Source organism: Nostoc sp. NMS2 (genome assembly GCF_017115105.1).
Classification (GTDB): domain Bacteria; phylum Cyanobacteriota; class Cyanobacteriia; order Cyanobacteriales; family Nostocaceae; genus Nostoc.
Genome location: NZ_JABXKH010000135.1, coordinates 49608 through 70081, shown reverse-complemented (window position 1 = coordinate 70081; position 20474 = coordinate 49608). Strand labels below are relative to the sequence as shown.

Annotated in this window: 17 protein-coding genes and 1 pseudogene; 8 read left to right on the top strand and 10 right to left on the bottom strand. The window is 40.8% G+C overall.

The genetic code is table 11. The features are described 5' to 3' along the window. Positions 1–28: 28 nt before the first annotated feature. Both HWQ36_RS23935 and HWQ36_RS23930 read left to right on the top strand, forming a co-directional pair. On the top strand, positions 29–190 hold the full coding sequence (locus HWQ36_RS23935) for a hypothetical protein (RefSeq protein ID WP_292707182.1): 162 nt from the start codon (positions 29–31) through the stop codon (positions 188–190). Positions 191–386: 196 nt separating this feature from the next. Continuing rightward, entirely contained in the window at positions 387–1208 is an 822-nt protein-coding gene (locus HWQ36_RS23930) for an IS982 family transposase (RefSeq protein WP_292707179.1), read from the top strand. 51 nt (positions 1209–1259) lie between these two features. On the opposite strand, the gene HWQ36_RS23925 is transcribed toward HWQ36_RS23930, so the two are convergent. The 5 genes from HWQ36_RS23925 to HWQ36_RS23905 all read right to left on the bottom strand — a co-directional run bounded on the left by HWQ36_RS23925 (position 1260) and on the right by HWQ36_RS23905 (position 3342). Continuing rightward, complete coding sequence (locus HWQ36_RS23925; RefSeq protein ID WP_292707177.1) at positions 1260–1568, bottom strand: hypothetical protein; 309 nt, start codon at positions 1566–1568, stop codon at positions 1260–1262. Positions 1569–1722: 154 nt separating this feature from the next. After that, positions 1723–2046: a hypothetical protein gene (locus tag HWQ36_RS23920; RefSeq protein WP_012407783.1), complete on the bottom strand. Its 324-nt coding sequence runs from the start codon at positions 2044–2046 to the stop codon at positions 1723–1725. A 33-nt stretch (positions 2047–2079) separates the two neighbouring features. After that, the gene (locus HWQ36_RS23915) at positions 2080–2301 is read right to left on the bottom strand and encodes a hypothetical protein (protein WP_292707171.1); all 222 of its coding nucleotides are present in this window, start codon (positions 2299–2301) and stop codon (positions 2080–2082) included. 21 nt (positions 2302–2322) lie between these two features. After that, positions 2323–2502 (bottom strand): chlorophyll a/b-binding protein, encoded by a 180-nt coding sequence (locus HWQ36_RS23910; protein ID WP_012407782.1) that lies wholly within the window; start codon positions 2500–2502, stop codon positions 2323–2325. A 537-nt stretch (positions 2503–3039) separates the two neighbouring features. After that, positions 3040–3342 carry an acylphosphatase gene (locus HWQ36_RS23905; protein WP_094347141.1) on the bottom strand — a complete coding sequence of 101 codons (303 nt, stop codon included), beginning with the start codon at positions 3340–3342 and terminating at the stop codon, positions 3040–3042. 238 nt (positions 3343–3580) lie between these two features. On the opposite strand from HWQ36_RS23905, the gene HWQ36_RS23900 reads away from it, so the two are divergent. From HWQ36_RS23900 to HWQ36_RS23890, 3 genes are all read left to right on the top strand, one after another. Further along, the gene (locus HWQ36_RS23900) at positions 3581–3958 is read left to right on the top strand and encodes a DUF1823 family protein (protein ID WP_292707160.1); all 378 of its coding nucleotides are present in this window, start codon (positions 3581–3583) and stop codon (positions 3956–3958) included. 359 nt (positions 3959–4317) lie between these two features. Then, positions 4318–5976, top strand: a complete 1659-nt coding sequence (locus HWQ36_RS23895) for an alpha-amylase family glycosyl hydrolase (protein ID WP_292707157.1) — start codon at positions 4318–4320, stop codon at positions 5974–5976. Between the two features lie 291 nt (positions 5977–6267). Beyond that, positions 6268–7326, top strand: coding sequence for a 3-deoxy-7-phosphoheptulonate synthase (locus HWQ36_RS23890; protein WP_292707155.1), 1059 nt, complete (start codon positions 6268–6270; stop codon positions 7324–7326). Between the two features lie 325 nt (positions 7327–7651). Here HWQ36_RS23890 and HWQ36_RS23885 read toward each other — a convergent pair whose 3' ends face one another. Continuing rightward, positions 7652–8155: a 2TM domain-containing protein gene (locus HWQ36_RS23885; RefSeq protein WP_292707152.1), complete on the bottom strand. Its 504-nt coding sequence runs from the start codon at positions 8153–8155 to the stop codon at positions 7652–7654. A 187-nt stretch (positions 8156–8342) separates the two neighbouring features. Further along, positions 8343–8453, bottom strand: a pseudogene (locus HWQ36_RS23880) (creatininase family protein); the annotation flags it as partial. A gap of 217 nt (positions 8454–8670) precedes the next feature. On the opposite strand from HWQ36_RS23880, the gene HWQ36_RS23875 reads away from it, so the two are divergent. Continuing rightward, positions 8671–9387, top strand: coding sequence for an ROK family protein (locus tag HWQ36_RS23875; protein ID WP_292707148.1), 717 nt, complete (start codon positions 8671–8673; stop codon positions 9385–9387). A gap of 1580 nt (positions 9388–10967) precedes the next feature. Beyond that, the gene (locus HWQ36_RS23870) at positions 10968–13388 is read left to right on the top strand and encodes a sucrose synthase (RefSeq protein WP_292707420.1); all 2421 of its coding nucleotides are present in this window, start codon (positions 10968–10970) and stop codon (positions 13386–13388) included. Between the two features lie 38 nt (positions 13389–13426). On the opposite strand, the gene HWQ36_RS23865 is transcribed toward HWQ36_RS23870, so the two are convergent. From HWQ36_RS23865 to HWQ36_RS23855, 3 genes are all read right to left on the bottom strand, one after another. Further along, a complete protein-coding gene (locus tag HWQ36_RS23865) occupies positions 13427–13981 on the bottom strand; it encodes a peptidoglycan-binding domain-containing protein (RefSeq protein ID WP_292707145.1) in 555 nt (184 codons plus the stop codon). Between the two features lie 866 nt (positions 13982–14847). Then, positions 14848–15870, bottom strand: coding sequence for a tetratricopeptide repeat protein (locus tag HWQ36_RS23860; protein WP_292707142.1), 1023 nt, complete (start codon positions 15868–15870; stop codon positions 14848–14850). 424 nt (positions 15871–16294) lie between these two features. Beyond that, on the bottom strand, positions 16295–17377 hold the full coding sequence (locus HWQ36_RS23855) for an ATP-binding protein (protein ID WP_292707139.1): 1083 nt from the start codon (positions 17375–17377) through the stop codon (positions 16295–16297). 319 nt (positions 17378–17696) lie between these two features. Between HWQ36_RS23855 and HWQ36_RS23850 the strand changes: the two genes are divergently transcribed. After that, positions 17697–20444, top strand: coding sequence for an HAD-IC family P-type ATPase (locus HWQ36_RS23850; RefSeq protein ID WP_292707136.1), 2748 nt, complete (start codon positions 17697–17699; stop codon positions 20442–20444). The last annotated feature ends 30 nt before the right edge of the window (positions 20445–20474 follow it).

Sequence of the window (20474 nt, the reverse complement as noted above, 5' to 3'; positions counted from 1 at the left end):
TCATCCACCCTTATTTTTAAGGACTTTGATGAACTTAGGCGTAGGTTGGGTTGAGGAACGAAACCCAACACCAACAATCTCTGATTTTGTTGGGGTTTCACTAAAGTTCAAACGCCACTTGCTTCAAGCCGGGAAACCCGGACAACGCAGTGGCTCCCCAACCTACGAATATTTGATTTTTTCGGAGTAATAAAAGAGCGTTAGGTGTTGTTCAGAATCCGTTTCAATCCCTAATAGGAATTTAAGGTAATTGCGATCTGATTATGCAATCAATGTTAGCATTTTACTAAAGTTTCAATCCCTAATAACCCAAGTTGCTAGTCATTGATTCAGGCGATCGCTTTGTGCAATAAAATCCCCTCCAGATGTGAAAAACGGAGGGGAATATGCTAAACGAAATAGTTACTGTCTATGCTATCGTCGATGACCTGTTAAAGGCGATTAGGCTAAGTGTTGACTGTCGCCGAGAGATGAGTGATGCAGAAATTATTACAACGGTAATAACTGCGGCAATGTTTTTTGATGGCAATCAGAGCAAAGCTTGCGATTACATGAAAGACCATCATCTCGTTTCTAATATGTTAGGAAAATCACGCTTCAATAGGCGATTACACGGTATATCGATGTTGATGAACGATTTGTTTCACCAGGTGGGCATGATACTGAAAGAAACTAGTGATTGTACTGAATATCTTTTAGACTCTTTTCCTGTACCAATGTGCGATAACATCCGGATCTTCAATGTGAAATTAATTAGGTCAGAAGAGTACAGAGGTTACATCGCATCAAAGAAACGCTATTTTTATGGGGTGAGAGTTCAGTTATTAACGACTAAAAGTGGTGTCCCTGTGGAGTTTGTAATTATGCCTGGTAGTGCTTCTGATGTCCGGGCTTTGAATGCATTACCGTTAAATCTACCACCTGGTAGCGAAATTTATGCTGACTCGGCATACACTGATTATACAGCAGAAGATGAACTCTTTGAGACGAGTCAAATTGCCTTGAAAGTGATGCGTAAAAAGAACTCTAAGCGTCAAGATCAACCTTGGAATCAATATATTAAACAATCTACTAGGCATTATATTGAGACTGTGTTTAGCGCTATTACTTGCACTTTCCCAAAATCGATTCATGCTTGTACTTTTCAAGGATTTTTACTAAAGCTAGAAGCATTTATTTTGGCTTTTACTCTCCGACAAGCATTTTAACAACAAGTTAAATTTGGCACTTTTAAACTAGCTAATACTGATAAAGAAAATTCAGTTTGAGTGATGGTTGTGCGTAGCACAACCGTACATCTTGTTGTGGGCGGTCGCCTGCAAAGTACGCCGAGGTGGATAACTAGCAACTTGGGTTAATAGGAATTTAAGGTAATTGCGATAAGCTGCCCCAGTGCCGGAAGTCACAGAGGCGATCGCTGAAATGATAACACGATGAGTTGTGATTTGGCTAGAGGCAAATGGCTGAAAACTAGTCCCCATAAGGTGCGCGGATAGTTTAGAAATGCGTAGGCGTAGCCCGCCGCAGGCATCGCTCTCAAGTTCTTGCATATAGGACAGTTCAGCCATTTTTCTAGTTACCTCTTCCCCAACACCTACCCATCCGCGCAAAAAAACAATCTGATTGGAAAGCTGCTTACTTAATAAATACCCAACTCGATTAGTTAGGGTAATGCCGGGGTTGGGCGACACCTACAGAATACCAGCACCCAGATGATTAACTTTATTTACCAACGTCCTCAAAGTCTGTTATTGCACAAGCAAACTCCCTAAAAGCTGTTTTAATCAAAACCTCTTTCGTTCCCCTTTCCAGCGAAGAATTGCGTATCATGTCTGTTAATTCTATGAACAGTAGAGAAAACATAAAACGATCTTGCCGATCAACTTGTTTCAAGCAAGACGATATAAACTGATAAAGCTCTGTTTTTCTCGGTTTGGTTTGTTCTTCCCATATTTGTAACCCAAGCCGCAAGGTTCTTAAGCGGATCTCGTTGCTATTGAAAGACGCATCTTTGTAGCGCACAGATACGCGTTGGGGTATTTCCATGAGTTTTAGCTATACATATTCAATGTAAAGTAGTTATTCACTTATATTTTGGCTCAACCGGAAAAATCTGGTATTTTGCACCAAATCCAACAGCCGCCATAGATTAGCAACGAATGATGTGTGTGGAATATAGACGGTTAGTAGGGGGTCGTAACCGTGCATTGATGTCAACTGAAGGGACTGACAAATAAAAAAACATCCCAAATTTTCTTGTGGGATGGGTGTCCGCACCCGTCCCAGATTTAGGGCACTCATGTTGCCCCTACTACGAACAATTTAGAGGATGCCCCAGAAATGGAGTAAGCCTTGGCCAGAAAAAGCTTCAATCAAAATCGCAGATAAAAAACCAATCATTGCAAGACGACCGTTCCAATTTTCACTCTGAGGAGTGAAGCCAAAACGCACAGCATTAGGATCTTCTGAAACAATAGGCGCAGGATTCTTAAAACCTGTCATGATTAAAACTCCAAAGTTTAAGTGTTGTAGCAGTTGTAACTGTCTGTAAAGTAATGTAACAGATGTTTAAAAAAATGCAACAGTAAAAGGGACTGGGGATTAGGGACTGGGAATTAGGTAAAGAGCAGAAAATTATGGAATTTGCTCTGAAGAAAGAACATATTTTGGCACAATTTCCCAATCCCCAGTCACCAGTCCCTTTAATTTCCATTTTCTTTGTAGAGTGAAAGCTGCCCAGTAATAGGATGCGGCATATTTTTTAGTGTGCCATATTTCTATTTGCGCCTTCTGCATGTTATTTAGAGTAGTAATATAGTGAAAGTGCTTGCTCAAATTTTGCGATCGCCTTTAACAGAGATTCTGCTATTCCTTGCTCATATATAGTTGCTTTCTCTGGTGCTATGCAAGTTCAGCAGCAGCCAGAGTTGCATCTGGCGAATTTGTCTGCGTCATCTGTGCAAAAACCGGGAAACGCTTTTTCCGCCTGCATTCTGCGGTCTTCATGATAAGTCTTTAAGTGGATATGAGATGACATCTCTACTCAACCCGCTTAACTTCAAATCCCCGTAACCCTTCCGGTACTTCATACTCAACCACAACATCTTTAACTACAGCAGCAGGTGGCCCAGAGTGACACCAGCGAACCATATCATCTACAACCTCTCGCGCCCCTTCAAAAACTGCTTCTACTCGATTATCAGGGAGATTTCGCACCCAACCGGTTAATCCCAATTGCCTAGCTGTATCCACAGTGGAATAGCGATAACCCACTCCTTGGACTCGGCCAGAAATGAATACATGGGCGCGGATGATCTTTGGCAGTGCTGTAGAATTCTGCATAAACTGGTCTAATCTTTACGATTTCCAGTCTACCTAGTTTGTGTATACACAATCTGTTTTTAACTCCAACTGGCGAACTTAATCTGGGTCATTGTCATGTGCTGAAGGTGCGATCGCAATTATCCCTATCTTTGGGAGTGTAGCAAAGTAATGATAAAGTGTTTTTCACTACTTTGCTAATTGTTGTGAATTAAATTAATTAGTAGTCCGTTTTTCAACCTGAAATTTTAAATTGCTTATGTCTAACCTGCCACCACTCAATACAGCAACAATTTGGGCAATCCTTGACGATAAAATTGATGATGCTACAGTCAACCAGTTGCTATGGCATTATTTAGGCTATCGCTATGATTCCTCAACTGCACAATGGGACACTAGCCAAGTTGCACCAGAATGGCAAGAGGAGTACCCACAACCACCAAATTTCATAGAATCTCGCCCTGCAACAGTGAAGTTAACTCGTTCTATTCCTATTGAAAATAAACAAATGCTAAAAGAAAAACTTGGTTTCAAAGGGTACAAAATTGGTGAATTTGGGCCGCGGCAAACTCGCAGAGCAACGGCGGCAAATTGGTTCTTAAGTTATCTACAACAAACTAACGGCAAAATTGAATAATCTGATCCAACAGATATTTAACCAAAAACATATTATTTTTAATGAATATCTGCAATTTAAAAAGTGAATAAAAAACTATTCATTTATTTGTTAAAACTTTGTACTTTTATTCAATAGCATTTTACCCTTAGTAGTATTATAGGCAAAAAGTGCTTTGTATTGAATCTGGATATTAGGTAAAAAATAAATGCGATAAACAGCCAAAAATCGCCAAAAATATAGTAATTATTACAAAATATTTATAAATTCATCCTCAAGAGAGAAGCGCTGGTTATAGAATTATTTCTCTAGAGCGATTTGCAAATTCAATTGAGCATCAGAGAATACCTCTATCAACCCTTGATATTACAAACACTTCTATGGCAAAGCCAATTGAATTTAATTTATTTGCACCATACAACAAAGGAGCCGCATTAATTGCTTCTTTTTCTGATTGGCAAGAAATACCAATGGAAAAAGGTGATGATGGCTATTTTCGTACAAGTGTTGAACTAGAAGACGGCGTTTATAAATATAAATTTCGCATCCAGTCAAATTCATGGTTTTTTGAACCAGAACAATGGGTTGATGTTACAGACCCTTATGCAACTGATATAGATGAACTAAGTGGAAAAGATGATAGTGTTATCCATGTAAAAGATGGTGAAAGAATTACTGATACTTATGTCTGGCAACATGATGATAAACCTTTACCTGCTGACAACGAATTAGTAATTTATGAATTACACGTTGGGGACTTTTCTGGTGGCGAAGATGATCCTTATGCACGAGGCAAGTATAAACACGTCATTGAAAAGTTAGATTATTTGTGTGAGCTAGGAATCAATGCTATTGAGTTGATGCCGCTTAAAGAATATCCTGGTGATTATAGTTGGGGTTATAATCCCCGCCACTTTTTTGCAACAGAATCAAGCTATGGTTCTACTGCTGAGTTAAAAAAATTGATTGATGAGTGTCATAACAGAGGCATTCGGGTAATTATTGACGGTATTTATAACCACTCAGAAGCATCTGCTCCTTTAACACAAATTGACCACGATTATTGGTATCATCATGAACCTCGTGACCCTGATAATAATTGGGGCCCTGAGTTTAATTACGAACATTATGATGAAAAATTAGAGATTCATCCAGCGCGGAAATTTATTGGTGAAACAATTCGTTTCTGGATTCAGGAATATCATCTTGATGGTATTCGCTATGATGCAGCACGGCAAATTGCTAATTACGACTTCATGCACTGGATTGTTCAGGAAGCCAAAAAAGCTGCTGGTGCAAAGCCTTTTTATAACGTTGCTGAACACATTCCTGAAACTACCAGCATTACCAATGTAGATGGGCCAATGGATGGTTGCTGGCATGATAGTTTCTATCACTGCATTCTAGAACATATCTGCGGTGATACATTTGATTTAGAGCGTCTCAAAGATGTCATTGACTGCAAACGTCAAGGCTTCTTGGGTGCTACAAATGTAGTAAATTACCTCACCAACCACGACCATAACCACATTATGGTTGAATTGGGGAACCGTGAGATTTTTAACGAAGAAGCCTTTAGACGGGCTAAGTTAGGAGTAGCCATCCTCATGACTGCTGTTGGTGTACCTTTGATTTGGATGGGAGAGGAATTTGGGGAGTACAAACCGAAACAACCTGAATCATCGAAAATCGATTGGACACTGTTAGGTAACGATCTCAATCGTAGTTTATTTGAATCATACAAAGGCTTAACCAACCTGCGTAAAAGTAATCACGCTCTCTACACAGAAAATATTGATTTTATCCACGAAAATCCAGAGGCAAAAGTTTTAGCTTATACTCGTTGGAATGATGAAGGTTCTCGTGTGGTCGTAATAGCAAATTTCTCAGAAAACTTCCTTGCTGGCTATCATGTTCCTAATTTCCCTAGTGCTGGTACATGGCACGAGTGGACAGGCAATTATGATGTCGAATCTGGTGATGATGGTATAATAACTGACTTGGGCCCATACGAAGCCAAAGTGTTTGTGTGGCAGTAATTATATACCGATTCCCAGTTGAGTGAGGTACAAAAACCCCACCCCCGCTCTTCGATAGGGGGCTATGAAGTACCTCATTTGATTAGGAAAAGCTATATACAGTAACACTCAGTCAGTAATCCAATAGCAAAAAGAAAGGGGGAAAATATTCTCCCTTTTTAAGTTATTACCTTATTCGTTTACAGTGTAATTAGAAATTTGTCAAGCACAAAATAAGCTGTTTTAAAATTTCATGGGTTTGTGTTACACTTTTCATTTGAAGTGCGTATACAAAATTGCCAAAGCATCCCCATGCACAACAAATTATTTAATAGTAATATCGACAACGCTAACATTGAGAACGATCGCATTTTATTAACTCCCAATGAAATAAAATCAAAATTACCTTTAACACAATTAGCCGAACAAAGAGTTTTAGGATATAGACAAGAAATAGAAGATATCCTGGATTTTCAGGATCGGAGAAAGTTTATAGTAGTTGGCCCATGCTCAATCCACGACCCAAAAGCAGCGCTTGAATATTCTGAAAGGTTGAAAGCGTTGTCTGAGCAAGTTAAGGATAAGCTGCTACTAATAATGCGAGTGTACTTTGAAAAGCCAAGAACAACCGTCGGTTGGAAAGGATTAATTAACGATCCAGATATGGATGATTCTTTCCATGTAGAGAATGGTTTACTAATTGCACGCGATCTGTTATTGAAAATTACAGAATTGGGATTACCTGCGGGTACAGAAGCGCTAGATCCAATCATACCTCAATACATTAGCGAACTAATTACATGGTCTGCTATTGGGGCACGCACGACCGAATCACAAACTCACCGTGAAATGGCAAGTGGACTTTCGATGCCTGTGGGTTTTAAAAACGGTACTGATGGCAATATTCAAGTAGCTTTGAATGCCCTACAATCAGCTAGAAATCCGCATAATTTTCTGGGAATTAATCAAAACGGACAAGTTAGCGTCTTTCAAACTAAAGGAAATGGCTATGGTCACGTAATTTTAAGGGGTGGTAGTCAACCCAACTTTGATGCAGCAAATGTCAAATTGGTAGAAGGTAAATTAAAACAGGCGAATTTACAACCAAGAATTGTTATCGACTGTAGCCACGGAAATACCAATAAAGATTACAAATTACAAGGTGCTGTTTTGGAAAATATTGTTCAGCAAATAGTGGATGGTAATACATCAATAGTTGGCATGATGCTGGAATCACATTTGTATGAAGGTAGTCAACCAATTACTGGTAAGCAAGAAGAATTAAAATATGGTGTTTCTGTAACTGATAAATGTATTGGTTGGGAAGAAACCGAAAAAATTATTTTGGCTGCTTACGAAAAACTTAAGTAAATACCATAATTTGGGTTTTGAGAGGCTTTGAATCTTACTCCCCAACCCTAGTAGGGCTTGTGAATAATTTGTTTTTTGCAAGTCCTTTAAGGTTAATAGCTATAATAACGTGTAAGTAAGTTGGCGAGAAAAAAGCCAAGTATGTTACGAAACGTAAATAGGCTTAAAACCCTTATTAATGACCAATACTTCGGCTTCTCTACGAGACGCACTCGCGTTAGCGGAGCTTTCGCTTTAACGATACGCTCAGTACAAGTGACAAAGGACAAATGACAGCCTTAGCCAGTTAGCTTTAATTGCGCCGACCTGCTTAAAAGCAAATCTACTAAGCCTGTAATGCCTTAAACCACCTATTCAAAACTGTGCTGATGGTTTTCTTAATTTCATGTTTACGATTCCACTTCTGGAATGCCATTTCATACTCTTCACCTTTGATTTGAAAAGTATTCCATACATCCAGCCCAACAGGTAATCCGCAGAATAGCAAAATGTACAGCGACCAAGAAATTCCGCCACCAGTGATTAAATTTAACAGTATAAAAAAGCCATTGAAAATTGCATAATTCCCTAGACGCTTCTGAAATCTTCTAATCCGGTAAGCGTCAAAAGCTTTTCGCTGTTGGACTTGACCTTGTTGTACTAACCAATCGCGCTCGGCTAATTTTAAAGAATCAGGTGAAATTTCTAACTCAGCAGCAATTTCTAATATCTGCTCATAAGAAAATTCTGTATCTTTGTCATGAGCTTGACGAGCGATCGCTAAGTGGAGAATTTGGTGGACATCTTCTTGGCTATAAGAGCGGATGCTGTGAGGTTCAAACGCCGTCATAATTCTTTCTCTTATATTACTTTTAATAGAAATTGGCTGCCCGATAGATTTTAAGCAGCTACGCCTGTATTATTTCCATTATCTCTACATTAGCAAATCTCGATGTTGTCGTGCGTCTAATGTATTGGATTTTTAACTTTGAGTAAAAAGCGTCTATCCCTTTTCTACTTTTGGTTGTCGATAAACAATAGGCATAAATATCTTGAATAAGTTGCACCCAACCGTTAGCGACAGATTTGAGGATGCGATCGCCTTTTTCTTTGGTTGCAGTTGTAGCGTCGCCAATCACTCCACTTTTACGGAAAAGAGGCGGAGGGGCAGGGGGCAGGGGGAAAACTCTTCTCCCTTGCTCCCTGCTCCCCATCTCCCTCATCTCCCGGTTGGTGAGCGAAGTCGAACCACATCTCCCTAATCCCCACTCCCCATCAATATAAAGACTCTCCAAACATCCGAATCCGATCGGATGCAGCAGAGCATAATATCGAAAGAACAAACATTAACAAAGATGTAACCCAATGGTTGAAGAAAATGGATCGATTCGTACCCTCTCGGTTGATATTGGTGGTAGTGGCGTTAAGGCTATGGTTTTAGATATTACGGGGAGTCCTGTAACAGAAAGGGCGCGTTTAGATACACCTCAACCTGCTACGCCGGAGGTTGTAATTAATGCAATTGTTGTGTTAGCTGCGGCTCAAGGTGAATTTCATCGCGTTTCGGTCGGTTTTCCCGGCGTGGTGCGGTGTGGAGTTACGGAAACGGCGGTAAACTTACATCCAGATTGGATTGGATTTGATTTAGAAACAGCGTTATTAAAACACTTAAACAAACCTGTACGGGTGATTAATGATGCAGATATGCAAGGGTTTGGTGCGATCGCAGGTAACGGTGTAGAACTGGTGATTACTCTCGGTACAGGGTTTGGTTCAGCTTTATTTGTGAACGGCAAGCTAGTACCAAATATGGAAATGGGGCATCATCCGTTTCGCAAAGGAGAGACTTTTGAGCAGCAGTTAGGGCGTGCAGAGTTAGAAAAAATTGGTGAGAAAAGATGGAATAGGCGTTTAGAAAAGGCGATCGCATCCTTACAACATCTGTTCAATTATGATTGTCTTTATATTGGCGGTGGTGAAGCTGTAAGAGTGAATTTCCAGCTACCTTTAAATGTAAAACTCATCCCTAATATTACTGGTTTATTAGGTGGTATTGCTTTATGGCGAGATGAAAAAAGGTAAAAAGTTCTTCAGTATCCACAACTCAGCGTACTAAGGGATGTCTAAGGGCGGGCTACACCTACGCCATTTTATAAGGTGCATCCTTTCTTAACATTTAAAAATGTTATAAACATTAACACAGGTTAGGCAAGAGAATTGTAGACACATTATTTACATTCCCACCATGTAATACCAATTTTTTATGAAGCTGCATAGAATTAGATCCCTCCTAGCCCCCCTTATTAAGGCTACGGTGTACACACATCTTTGTATAAAACCAAAATCGTTGAAGATCCCCCTAAATCCATGCCACCTGCTCATGGGGGAAACCACGCCAGATGCTCCACTACAGCGCTTCGCGCATCCTGCGGCGGGGGAGACCCCAAGACCGCACTGGCTCCCCAAGACCGCAGTGGCTCCCCGATAAATTGGGGGACTTTGAAAAGCTTTTGCCCCCCTTTTTAAGGGGGGTTGGGGGTGGGGTTCTTGTACCTCACTCAAGCGAGAACCGCTATATTGAGGTCGAAGTATGCGTTTTCCGAGAATTAGCCTCAGAAGTTTTTTAACGCACATTTAGCCGTTAGAAAATTCCTAGAAGAATGATAAAAGTCAGCCCACAAAAGGCAAGCAAGGAGATAATCACAATGTTGACTATACTGTGGTCAGAAGCTATTAACTTGCGTGTATTAGTAGCCATATAAATAGACCTTACTTAAACAACTTTTGATTAAACTATAACTAATGCGAATAATGATTAGTCTATATTTAAACAAAAATTGATTTTAATTTATTCTAGTTTAGATTAAAAATAAATTATTAATTTTTGTTTCATATATTGAGATATAGATAATAGCAATCAAATTATTGATTCCCCAAATTTCCAGAATATTGGGAACCATAAAAGTTGCAGAATATATCATCTACACCCACTATAAAAATGAATATTAGCATCCTGTTGAAGAAGAAGTCAGAATGGGCTAAACGCCCTGCTACCGCTAACAGGAGTCAGAATGCAATCAGTGGGGGATTCAGACCTGCGACTGATTGAAGACCACCAAATTTTCAATTTGGTGGGGGTGCAAAAACGCCGTTTATTCATCCACCAGTCGCACAAAATTCATTCTGTTCGCGGAGCGTGGCGGAGGCATTATTCTGGCGACTGACGCATGTATTCTGTTTGATAGATAAAATTGAAAAAAGCATTGATTTACAGGCGTTACAGAGCTTTTTAGCTAAATATTGATATATCGGACTGATCATAATCAGATATACGCGAATAAATGATATAGTAAAGATTAAATTAATAATTTTAAGGCACAATAAATCGCGCCCAGATTATTATAAAGATTTTTCATAACATCTGTCAAAAGAAATAAAAATTGTATTCCTTTAGTTAGATCACAAAATACTGAGTCATAGATACTTTAAGTAAAGTAGAAGATGATTTAAGTGCCTGCTGAAAAGTTGATATTTGTAGGTACACAGATAAATCCAATTTATCTGTGTTATTTCATGCTTGTATCTGGTCTAACAAAAGGTGAAACTTATTTGTCTCGCCTTGAAACTCAACAATGCAAACATCGTCATCTAATGGAGTCGCCATGTCTGAATTGCTTCAAGCAGTCTTAGATAGTGAAGAAAGAAGTGATTTGCGTTCCTTTCTTAGTGAATTACGCCAACAAGAAAAAAAGTACTTGCTGCGAAACGACATACTCAATGTATATAGTGAGTATTGCTCAAAGTCCCAGAAACCAGAGGCTTATTACACCACCTCTGAGTTAGGCAAACTGATTTACTATACTCAGGAAATTATTCAGGAAGATTCCAACTTCTGTTTGATCATCCGTTCTAAGATTGCTAGCCAAGAAGTTTATTGGTTGACATCAGACTTGAGCATTGAGCCGATGACGGTACAGGATTTGCTGGATTTGCGCGATCGCTTGGTGAACAAATTTCATCCCAACGAGGGCGACCTGCTAGAATTGGATTTCGGCCCATTTTACGACTACACCCCAATCATCCGCGACCCCAAAAATATTGGTAAGGGGGTACAATTTCTCAACCGCTATCTATCCAGCAAAATATTTCAAGACTCCAAGCAATTGCTGGACAGCCTATTAAATTTCTTGCGACTGCACCACTACAACGGTGTGCAACTGCTAGTAAACGATCGCATTCAATCACAGCAGCAACTTTCCGAGCAAGTTAAAAAAGCTATCGGTTTTGTTAATAATCGCCCCGATGATGAACCCTACGAACAATTCCGGTTTCAATTGCAAACAATGGGTTTTGAGCCGGGTTGGGGTAACACCGCAGCGCGTGTGCGAGAAACTCTAAATATTCTCGATGAATTAATTGATTCTGCCGATCCCCAAACCCTAGAAGCCTTCATTTCTCGTGTCCCGATGATTTTTAGAATCGTCTTGGTGTCGGCTCACGGCTGGTTTGGGCAAGAGGGAGTATTGGGTCGTCCCGATACTGGCGGTCAGGTAGTTTATGTCCTTGACCAGGCAAAGAGCCTAGAGAAGCAGCTACAAGAAGATGTTTTGCTAGCAGGTTTAGAGGGATTGAATGTCGAGCCAAAGGTAATTATTCTCACCCGCTTGATTCCCAATAGTGATGGCACTCTGTGTAATCAACGACTGGAAAAAGTTTATGGTACTGAAAATGCTTGGATTTTGCGAGTCCCTTTACGGGAATTTAATCCCAACATGACTCAAAACTGGATTTCTCGGTTTGAGTTTTGGCCTTATCTAGAAACTTTCGCCATTGACTCAGAAAGAGAACTACGGGCAGAATTTCACGGCACGCCTGACTTAATAGTTGGCAATTATACTGATGGGAATTTAATAGCATTCTTACTGGCGCGGCGTTTGAAAGTTACCCAATGCAATGTTGCTCATGCTTTAGAAAAATCTAAATACTTGTTCAGTAACCTCTACTGGCAAGAATTGGAGGATAAATATCATTTTTCCTTGCAATTCACAGCTGACTTGATTGCGATGAATGCTGCCAATTTTGTGATCAGCAGCACCTACCAAGAAATTGTGGGAACACCGGATAGTGTAGGACAGTACGAGTCTTACAAGTGCTTCACCATGCCGGAGTTGTATCATGTAACCAATGGGATTGAATTATTTAGTCCGAAGTTTAATGTAGTACCGCCTGGAGTAAACGAGAATAATTATTTCCCCTACACCCAGACTAAAGATAGAGTAGAGAGCGATCGCCAACGCCTTGCAGAAATGCTGTTTACTCTGGAAGACCCAGCGCAAATATTTGGCAAACTTGACAATCCTAACAAGCGTCCTCTCTTCTCAATGGCGCGTCTCGATCACATTAAAAATCTTACAGGTTTAGCTGAATGTTATGGTAAAAGTAAAGAATTACAGGAGCATTGCAACTTAATTTTGGTGGCGGGTAAGTTACGTGTAGAAGAATCAGGCGACAACGAAGAACGTGACGAAATTATCAAACTCTACCAGATAATTGACCAGTACAATCTCCACGGAAAGATTCGTTGGCTAGGTGTGCGCCTGACTAAAAATGATTCTGGTGAAATTTACCGAGTCATTGCCGATAGTCAAGGAATTTTTGTACAACCAGCTTTATTTGAAGCTTTTGGTTTGACCATTTTGGAGGCGATGGTTTCAGGATTACCGACTTTTGCCACACAGTTTGGTGGACCACTAGAAATTATTCAAGATAAGGTTAATGGCTTTTACATTAACCCAACTAATTTAGAAGAAACAGCCACCAAAATTGTAGACTTCATCACTAAATGCGAACAGAATCCGAACTACTGGAATGAAATTTCGCAGCGAGCAATTGACCGAGTTTATAGCACTTATACTTGGAAAATTCACACTACTAAACTGTTATCGTTAGCACGAATTTATGGCTTCTGGAACTTTACCTCTAAGGAGAATCGGGAAGATTTATTGCGTTATATTGAGGCTTTGTTCTATTTAATTTATAAGCCAAGAGCGCAACAGCTATTAGAGCAGCACAAGTATCGGTAATTTGTCATTTGTCATTTGTCATGGACAAGGACAAATGACTAAGTTGTCAACGCTCGCCAAGTTCGTTGACCAACTACTCCATCGGTTCCTAAATTCTGCTGGTTTTGAAAGGCTTTGACAGCAGTCTCTGTCAGTGCGCCATAAATCCCATCCACCCTCACGGCATAACCGTTAGCCACTAACAGCCGTTGTAAGACTCTGACAGCAAGACCAGAGCTACCGAAATAAAGAGTCGGCATAGGTTGGCTACTAAACTTCTGGAAACGTCCTTTAGCCTTTATGCGGACTTGGACTACAGACTGAGAATGCTTTTTAGACTTACCTAAGTTAGATGAAGCTAGGAACTGATTATTTTTGCTGATTTTCTGAAGTATGTGTTTTTTCTCTAGTGCGATCGCTGAGGGAGAAGCCAGAGAAATTTCATCTGTATGCATAAATTCAGGTGGTGTGACTTGAGCAGTTATCTCCGACTCACTCTGTTTTGACTGCTTTAGATCATTTTCCATCTGAACTAATTGCTGCTGTGGCAAATTGGTTCCAAATGCTTGTCTTATTGTTAATATGCCCGTCATCATCAGGCCAATTTCAGTCATTGTAGTTCATTTTACTTCAACCAATATTTCTTTTGACTAACAACATCGCTGTTGTCCGGGATAATACATACTGACTAAAAAAAAGTCATGTAATAATTTTTTCAGATAATATTGTCATGCTCATATTTGCTCACCTCCGATTCCATTGAATGAGACTGATATTATTAGCTTTGTGCCTTTTTTATCTTTAAACAAGCCGCTAACTTCTAAGATATGGTATTTAAATCAACGGTTTAGACAATAACATACTATATGATTCTCTGGGAATGCCACAGAAGAAATTTGTCTTGTTAGCTTTGGCTCACGCTTGATATGCTGATGCTGCTTTTATCATATTTATACTGCCAGCAAAAATCCTGCTGAATTCCCTGAGTCTGTTTTTTAAGCATTTATCAATGCAATATTTGACAACAATCATAAGCTCTTGATTTTAAACAATTTGTCCTCCTTTAGAGGGGGTTATCAACTTTTTATCAATCACTTTTATATTGCAGGATACATGCTGGTTGTCACAGCATTATCTAGTTTTTCCAACTTCACTATAGAAATATTCAGCTATGTTTCCTAAATATTTGCTTTGTAAGGGACTTCTAAGAAATAAATTATCTATCTTATGGAGTGGGCCGAAAAGCCATTGGTGTCAACTTAAGTCAGAAAGCTCATTCCACAGTCATTTTACCCTACACGTCAGTGCGGTCTTGGGATCTCCCCAAGACCGCACTGGCTCCCCAAGACCGCAGTGGCTCCCCGATAAATTGGGGGACTTTAAGAGCCTTTTTGCCCCCCAATTTATCGGGGGGTTGGGGGGATCAAAAGCTTGTGGGGCAACTCTCAAAGACTTGTGTATACACCGTAGGGCTATCAAGCTATAGAGAATCTATAAACTGCTGTACTTTTTCTAGGAGTGGCTGGTGTTCGATTTGCTCTGCTAAGTCTTGAGCGTTTTGGTAGCACGATCGCGCCATTTTTTTTCGTTTCGTTGTGGCGTAAAGGGTTCCCATATTCAGCAAAGTTGAAATTTCCCCCAGACTATCGCCCAGTTGTTGACAAATTACAATGGCTTGCTTGTAAAACTTCATTGCTTGGCGATGCTGTGCCAGGGTGCTGTAGGTAAAACCAATGTTGTGAAGGGTTGTAGCAACGCCTGCGCGATCGCTAATTGCCCGACGTGTCAAAAGAACTTGATGGTAGAGTAATAGCGCTTGTTTCGGTTTTCCTAAATCACTATAGATTGAGGCAATATTGTTCAAAGTGGTTGCTTCACCAACCACATTCTTGACGGCTCGTTGAATTGGAAGTGCTGCTTCAAAAAATTCTAGCGCTTGCTCAAACTTGCCTAAAACATTGTAAGCAAACCCAATGCCATTGAGGGTTGTTGCCTCACCAGAAAAGTCACCTAACAATCGCCGCATCCTCAAAATTTGGTGTTGTAGCAGCAGCGCCCGTTTTGGTTCTCCTAAGCGGGTATAAATAAGCGCTACATCATTGAGAGTAGAAACTTCACTTTGAGTATCTTGCGATCGCCTGCATATTGGCAGTGCTTTATCAAAATATTCTAACGCTTGCGAAAAGCGTCCAATACGGCTGTAGGTAGAACCCAGATTGCTAAGTGCAGTTGCTTCGGCTGGCGCGTTGCCAATTTCAATCGCAACCGAAAGCGCCTGATGAAAGCGCTCTAATGCTCTTTGAGGTTGCCAGCAACTGAGGTGAGCTAAACCGAGATCGTTTAATGTATAACCTTCTCTGGCTCGATCTCGAATTGCTCTAGCCAAGTGTAAATTTTTGGTTGCAAGATCGAGAGATTCTTGAAATTTACCGCGCTGGTAGTAGCGGTTTGCTTCATCACGACGTTGTTCCCACTCTTTGACTTGATTTAAAGGTTGCGTCATCAGACCTCAGTTGCTTTCTGCAATAAGTAGGCAGGAAATCTCTTGGGAATGAACCCCTCTTAGGTTTCCCAAATTTTAACCTTAATCTTCTATCTTTAGATATAAGACGTAAATAGAGAAGTATGCTATTGTTCCATATTTATAGAAATCTTTATGAAGCAATTAATACAAATACTCCAATAGGGGCTGTACATCTGTGCGTCCCTAGTAAATACCTATATTCCAAGTAATTGAAAGGCTGAGATTGCCGACTTTTTAGCGCCTCCGAAGCAATAGCTGGATTGGGTGAGAAGCCCACACTGTACTGCTTGCAGTCAGTGTGGGAGTATGTCACAGAAGTCTAAAGTCGAATCCCCATATCAGGAAGTTCCTCCTGCCCTCTGCTTCGTGCCCCCTACCCCCTGTCCCCTACCCCCAACCTCCCTTAACTCAAGCGTTGCCGTAACCACAACGCTAGCAAAGGCAATGCAAGTTGATAACCTTGCTCGGCATTATAAATCAAACCTTTGTGCTGTAATCCAGTTAGCGCACCTTGAAGGCTTCCACCCCTTGAAAGTCCATGTTTTTGAATATAATCTTTGCTTTGCGGCTTTTCTGTAGGGTCTAAAGCTAAACATTCCAGTAAGTGTACTTGATTTGCTGGGAGTAACATGAGCAAGGACTCAAAAATGATAGACAAATCTTTGAGCAATCCTTCAATTGCCCGTTGTACCTCTTGCTCAGTAATTAACCCATCAGGAAGATGTAAAGTCACCAAGCGGCGAATTAGTGCCATCGCATCGCCCATATTTCCTTGCGCAGCATCTAAAAATAGTTGCAGTGCTTGTGAGCGAGAATCAAATTTTAATCCTTCTGGATACAACATCTCCCTCGCCCAGACTGCCAAAACGTCTCTAGCTAAGGGAGCCAACTGCATAGTTTCCAATGGGTAGTTAGTTTCATCTGCATGATGGCTGGTTTCGGCGATCGTTGCAATCAAAACGTAACTGACATCAGTTTGCGCTTTAATTTCTCGCCTAAATGTAGATTCCCACAAACCATTGCGATCCCAAGAGCGAATGTGAGGAAAACTTTGCAAAATCAGCACTACTCGTTTATTTAGGCTAACAGCCATGATTTGGGGCAAGTTGAGCAAAATTTCAAATGCTTGCCATAGCAACTTCTGATTTAAGGAACGCAATAGTTTGAGTTTACCGTCTGGATGAAAGACGAAAAATTCACTAGCATTCTTGGCAATCCAATCTTGAATTGCTGCTGGTTCCCAGTTTTGGCTAATAGCCTCTGCTAGCAGTTGCACAAATCGCTCTCCATCGATCGCGCGGATGCAGTCTATCTCCAGTGCGATCGCACCAACTTCTTGCGCTGCTTTCCGCACTAAGGTACGTCGCCCACTACCTGCTACTCCAGTGATCAGCAAGTCACCATCCTGCGCTAAGACTTCTACAAGGCGCTGAAATTCTTGCGATCGCCCAATTAATTGCAAAGGAGTAGACAAATTCAAATTCACGTTTTTTGCCTTTGGTTTTATTCCCAACTGTAAGGGAAAGCATACTCACTTTATTTAACTAATTCGTAATACTTCGACTTCGCTCAGTACAAGTTCGTAATTCGTAATGACGCTCTCTACGAGACGCTAAAAGCGTAGCTTGCTTAAGAGTAAGAGTACGCGGATTCGCTCTGCGTGGCGCCAACGTAATTCGTAATTTTTGGAGTCTCTAAATTAAAAGTAATTATGATTACTATCAGAAAATATTAGTGTTATATCTGTATTAGCACTAGTTAATCGTGCTAAATAATATATAGCACTTTAAAAAAAGAGATTAAATATGGCTAAGGCAGTATCTACCATTGCGCCAGAAGTTCAGCAGCCCATTGTCTGGCATTCTTTGGATACCTTGGAAGCGATCGCTCGGTTGAAAACTGATGCCCAAGCAGGTTTGAGTAGCGATACAGCAAAACGTCTGTTAACTGATTTGGGTGCAAATGAACTTACTGCCAAAAAAAGCAAACCCTGGTGGTGGAAATTTCTGCTGCAATTTAACCAGCCATTGCTGATTATTTTGTTGTGTGCGGGTTTAGTCAAAGCATTAACTGGTAGTTTGGTGAATGCTGGGGTGATTTGGGGTGTTACCACTACCAACGCCATAATCGGGTTTATTCAAGAGTCGAAAGCGGAAAGTGCGATCGCAGCTTTAGCCAAAGCAATCACCACAGAAGCGATCGTCATCCGTGATGGTGAAAAATTACGCATCCCATCACGCGAGTTAGTGCCAGGAGATATTGTATTGCTGACTTCTGGCGATAAAGTGCCCGCAGATTTACGGTTAATTCAAGTACGAAATTTACAAATTGATGAATCTGCGCTAACTGGCGAATCTGTAGCCGTAGAAAAAAATACTCAAATTTTAAAGTCAGATGCGGCTTTAGCAGAACGCAAAAATATGGCTTACGCGGGTGGCTTTGTCACCTTTGGGCAAGGCACAGGAATTGTAGTTGCAACAGGAAACGCCACCGAAACAGGGCACATTTCCCAGTTAATGGAACAACATACTGACATTTCCACGCCTTTAACTCGAAAATTCGATAAATTTAGCCAAAATTGGCTATATATGGTGTTAGGGTTAGCAACACTCTGCTTTGCGGTGGGATTGAGCTTTCGAGGTTTTCAAGAAGCCCTAGAAGCTGCGGTGGCTTTAACAGTGAGTGCGATACCAGAAGGCTTACCAGCAGTAGTTACAGTCACATTAGCGATCGGAGTTTCTCGAATGGCGCGGCGGAATGCGATTATTCGCAAATTAGCAGCCGTAGAAACCTTGGGTAGCGCTACCGTTATTTGTTCTGATAAAACTGGGACTTTGACAGAAAACCAAATGACGGTGCAAGCAATCTATGCTGGGGGACATCAATATACAGTTAGTGGTGTAGGTTACGCACCAGTTGGGGAAATCTTCACAGATGAAAAACCAATTGATTTGAATAGTGCCAAAGGTTTGCAAGAATGCCTAATTGCCGGATTATTGTGCAATGACTCTCGCTTAGAAAAGAAAAATGCTCGGTGGGTGGTGATGGGAGATCCTACCGAAGGCGCATTAATTGCATCGGCTAACAAAGCAGGTTTTCAACAACCTACTTTAGCAAAGCAAATGCCCAAGCTGGATGGAATTCCTTTTGAGTCAGATTTTCAGTACATGGCGACTTTACACGCCACACCCAAGGGTAAAACTATTTATGTCAAAGGTTCAGTGGAAGCAATTCTTCAACGCTGCACCCTGATGCTAAATAGTGATGGACAACCCCGCCCGTTAGATTGTGTCGAAACTTTACGACAAACAACCATCGAACGGGAAGTAAATATTATGGCACGGCAGGGCTTGCGGGTCTTAGCTTTGGCGAAAAAGCCTGTAACTAATGAGCAAAATACGGTAGATCATCCAGATATTGCCACTGGGTTGATTTTCTTAGGGTTGCAAGGGATGATCGATCCGCCGCGTGAGAGTGCAATTAAGGCAGTGCAAGCGTGTCAATCGGCAGGGATTCAGGTAAAAATGATTACCGGAGATCATGGAGTAACAGCCCAAGCGATCGCTCGTCGGATGGGAATCAATAATAATGGCTCAGTTTTGGCTTTCACAGGTACAGAACTAGCAAAAATGGATCAAATCGAACTCGCCCAAGTTGCCCAGGAGGGTGTAGTATTTGCCCGCGTAGCCCCCGAACAAAAACTGCGTTTAGTTGAAGCTTTGCAATTAAAAGGCGAAGTTGTCGCCATGACGGGAGATGGTGTCAACGATGCACCAGCATTGAAACAAGCAGATATTGGGATTGCAATGGGCGGTGCTGGTACGGAGGTTGCCAAAGAAGCATCAGATATGCTGCTTACTGATGATAATTTTGCTTCCATTGAAGCTGCTGTGGAAGAAGGAAGGGCGGTTTACAAAAACCTTCTCAAAGCAATTTGTTTTATTCTTCCTGTAAATGGCGGGGAATCGATGACGATTTTGATTAGCACATTATTAGCTAGAGATTTACCAATTTTATCTTTACAAGTTCTCTGGTTAAATATGTTGAATTCCATCACCATGACAGTACCCTTAGCCTTTGAACCGAAGGCGCAAAATGTGATGCAACAACCGCCACGCCATCCCAACGAACCTTTACTTTCTGGCAGTCGGATCAAAAGAATTTTGGCAATTTCTCTATTTAACTGGATTGTGATATTTGGGGTTTTTGAATATATCCGTCAAACAACTGGCAATATAGACTTAGCCCGGACAATGGCGATTAATTCTCTAATTGCAGGGCGGATATTTTATTTATTGAGTATTAGTCAATTAGTGCCAAATCTAATTGCGAAGATGGATGGTACGATTCAGGAAAATGTTGATATTCCTGCCATTGGCTTGGGGATTGTGGGGGCGATTATCTTGCAGATTATCTTTGCCCATGTACCGTTGATTAACCAAGTGTTTTCGACAGCACCATTGAGTTTGCAGCAGTGGTTATTATGTTTGGCAGTTGGTTCGCCAATGATTCTGTGGGCTGCGGTTGTGAATCGTTTTGATCCACCAAATTAAATTTAACAGTGGCAACATTTTTGGGTAGAG